The organism is Empedobacter sp. 225-1 (genome assembly GCF_030328185.1).
GTDB classification, from domain to species: domain Bacteria; phylum Bacteroidota; class Bacteroidia; order Flavobacteriales; family Weeksellaceae; genus Empedobacter; species Empedobacter stercoris.
Window position 1 is genome coordinate 1 of sequence record NZ_JACALO010000076.1, and the last position, 3,489, is coordinate 3,489.

A 3,489-nucleotide genomic window follows, 5' to 3' on the forward strand; every position below is an offset into this window, starting at 1 on the left:
TAAATGCTACACCATATTTTACTTTTCTTGTCATAAAAAATGCCCCCAAAAGTGTCTAACTTTTTGGGGGCAGTGTACATATTGTACATTGCGCGCCATGCAACAAAGTAAGTAAAGACACTGATAGAGCCATTTGCCACAAAACATGACTAATAGATAGTCGTTGGTTTTTGAAATTGAATTTATGCAGATATTTAAGGGAATGTACTGTAAATGTTGATTGTAAAATAACATTCATACAAATTATCAATACTCCAAAACATATAATTAGAAACATAGTATTTTATTGATGTAAAAGTATTCCTTTCCGTAATTTTTTCAAAGAAATAATAGAATTAGTTAAGATTTAATGTAAATCAGGTCTATTTTTTGAATATTTTAATTGTGTTAGCATTTGTTTTTGTATCTTCTAATTCTTAAACAATTAAACACTAAAATAAATGAAAAAAATTTTACTATTGAGTACTTTATTATTAGGTACATACTCACTAAATGCACAAAATAAATCTGCCACAGATTTACCTTATTCGTACGGTTTCGAAACGGAGGACCTTGACGGATGGACAATTATTAATGCTGGAAATGGTAACAATTGGGCCGTTCATCAAGCTTCTTCAGAAACGCCAGATCCTTCAGAAGGAAAATATTATATGATGTACTATTTTCATGATAATCCAGCTAATTCATATTTATTTTCAAAAGGTCTTAATTTAAAAGCAAACGAAAATATTAATCTACAATTTGATTATATGGGAATTGATGCTTGGTTTCCAGAAAAAATGGAAGTACTAATTGGCTTGAATCCTGATGTCGAGTCGATGACACAAAGACTTTGGATTGATGAAGAAATTATAAATTACCCTTACGAAACAGCTTCTGTAAATTTTGAAGTTCCTACCGATGGAGTCTATTATATTGCTTTTAGAGCCTTTTCTGATCCAGATCAATTTTACTTAAGCTTAGATAATATTATCATCAAAAAAGAATCATTGGCTACGCAAGAAGTAAATAAAACAAAATTGACGTATTATCCTAATCCTGTAAAAGATGTTTTAACGATTAAAAACGATCACAACATCAAAAACATTGAAATTTTTGATTTATCTGGTAAAACGTTAATTAAAAAAGTGTACGATTCTGCTAACATTGATGTCGATATTTCAAAATTACCAAAAGGAACGTATATGGTAAAAATAAGTAGTGAGAACAGTAAAAAAACAATAAAAGTAATTAAAGATTAACGTTCAGTTTTTGATAAATTTTCATATATTTAATTACAAAACAATGTTACATAAAACGGATAGAAAGCTTTTATATGTAAGCATTCTATTCGCTTTAAATTCATAAAGAATTGATAAAAAAACGTTTTCTATTGGCTTATTTCTTAATTTTGTAATTCTAAATCTATCATTCAACAAATGAAAATTAATTTTAAACATATTTTATTGTGTCTTGGAGTTACTTCTATTGGATTAACATCTTGTTCATCTAATAAAAGTTCGAACAAAATAGTCTATAAAAAAGTAGAAACTAAGCAACCTACAAAACCTGCTGAACCTACAATTCCGACTACACCTAAAACAGAAATTTCTACAAAAAAAGACGACATTTTTACAGTAAAATTACCCGATGTTAATCGCGAATTCCGAGCAGCATGGGTGGCTTCTGTTGCAAATATCAATTGGCCTTCGAAACGAGATTTATCGACAACACAGCAAAAAGATGAAGCGATAAAGTTGTTGGATATGTTAGAAGCTAACAATTTTAATGCAGTTATATTTCAAGTTCGTCCGGCTGCAGATGCAATGTATAAAAGTAATTTAGAGCCTTGGTCTTATTTTTTAACTGGACAACAAGGGAAAGCACCTTCTCCTTATTACGACCCCTTAGAATTTTGGGTAGAAGAAGCACATAAAAGAGGTTTAGAATTGCATGTTTGGTTAAATCCATATCGAGCACATCATAGTAGCGGTGGCTCTGTAACCAGCGAATCTATGGTGAAAAAATCTCCAAACAATGTGGTGAGATTGAAAAATGGAATGTACTGGTTCGACCCTGCTGATAAGAAAACACAAGATCACGTTTCAGAAGTTGTTCGTGATATTGTTTCTCGTTATGACATTGATGGTGTTCATTTTGATGATTATTTTTATCCTTATGCTTCTTACAATGGCGGAGCAGATTTTCCTGATACTAAAACATGGAATGTTTACAAAAATAATGGAGGAAATTTATCGCGAGCAGATTGGCGTCGTCAAAACGTGAACACAATTATCGAAAGAATATACAAAGAAATAAAAGAAGAAAAACCTTTTGTGAAATTTGGAATTAGTCCTTTTGGAATATGGAAACCGGGCTACCCTTCTGGAATTACAGGTTCTTCGCAATATGATGAATTATACGCTGACGCAAAATTATGGTTAAATAAAGGTTGGGTTGATTATTTTTCACCTCAATTGTATTGGCCAATTAACTCAACTGGGCAAAGTTTTCCTAAATTATTAGAATGGTGGAAATCTGAAAACACACATAATCGTCACCTATGGCCTGGTTTGAATACAGTTGAAGTTAAAGTTTCGGACAGATCAACGGAGATTACAAATCAAGTTAAAATGGCTGGTGAAATTTTACAAAATAATATAGGTGTAATTCACTGGAGTATTGCAGGTTTAACAAAAAATCCTTCGATGCTGAGTTATTTAAAAGAAGGACCTTACAAAACAAAAGCGTTAGTACCAACGATGAATTGGATAAAAACAGATCATTTGGCAAAACCAAGTTTAATTGTAAATGCTAAAACATCGGAAGTTGTAATGAATTGGAGTGATTATAAAATGCAATCAAATGTGTCAAAATGGATTTTGTACACACGTTACAACAACGATTGGGAAACCTCTATATTGGAGAAAACAAAAACGAACCAAACCGTTTTAAAACATAAAGATGGAAAAAGCTTAACCGCTGTTGCGCTAAAAGCTGTAGACCGTATAGGTAACGAAAGTGATTACGTTGCTGAAAGAATTAATTAAAATTTTAATGGATATAAAATAAAAACTGGACTTCAACTTGAGGTCCAGTTTTTGTATATTTAGTTCTAAATAATTTCTAATGAAAAAAGAAAATATAATTCTTTATGTAATGCTATTTATTCCTCTTTTATTTTTGGGAGGAGTAGCTGGTTATTTTTTTCTTTTCTCTAAACCTTATGTTCCTAATGAATATTATAAAACAATCCAATACAAAGGAATTGTTCAAAAAATTTATACAAAATATGAAAGTAGAAGAAATAAGCGAATGGTTAGAGTCAATTTTTTTGACTATTTTTTACCTTACGATGAAGCTGATAAATTTATTGAAAAAGGAGACTCTATTGTGAAAAATAAAGGAGAAACATCTTTACATATTTATAGAAAGCCATGTTCAAGTTATAAGTGCAACTGGCCAAGTAGATTTTAGTTTTTCGATAGGGCTAATATAGCCAAACTTTCT

At 30.7% G+C, this 3,489-nt stretch carries 3 protein-coding genes; all 3 read left to right on the forward strand.

The window, feature by feature from the left end; genetic code table 11:
- Positions 1-440: 440 nt before the first annotated feature.
- The 3 genes from HX088_RS13720 to HX088_RS13730 all read left to right on the forward strand — a co-directional run bounded on the left by HX088_RS13720 (position 441) and on the right by HX088_RS13730 (position 3,456).
- Complete coding sequence (locus HX088_RS13720) at positions 441-1,241, forward strand: T9SS-dependent choice-of-anchor J family protein (protein WP_284583850.1); 801 nt, start codon at positions 441-443, stop codon at positions 1,239-1,241.
- A gap of 177 nt (positions 1,242-1,418) precedes the next feature.
- The gene (locus HX088_RS13725; protein WP_286484463.1) at positions 1,419-3,029 is read left to right on the forward strand and encodes a glycoside hydrolase family 10-like protein; all 1,611 of its coding nucleotides are present in this window, start codon (positions 1,419-1,421) and stop codon (positions 3,027-3,029) included.
- A 79-nt stretch (positions 3,030-3,108) separates the two neighbouring features.
- Positions 3,109-3,456: a hypothetical protein gene (locus HX088_RS13730; protein ID WP_286484464.1), complete on the forward strand. Its 348-nt coding sequence runs from the start codon at positions 3,109-3,111 to the stop codon at positions 3,454-3,456.
- Positions 3,457-3,489: the final 33 nt, after the last annotated feature.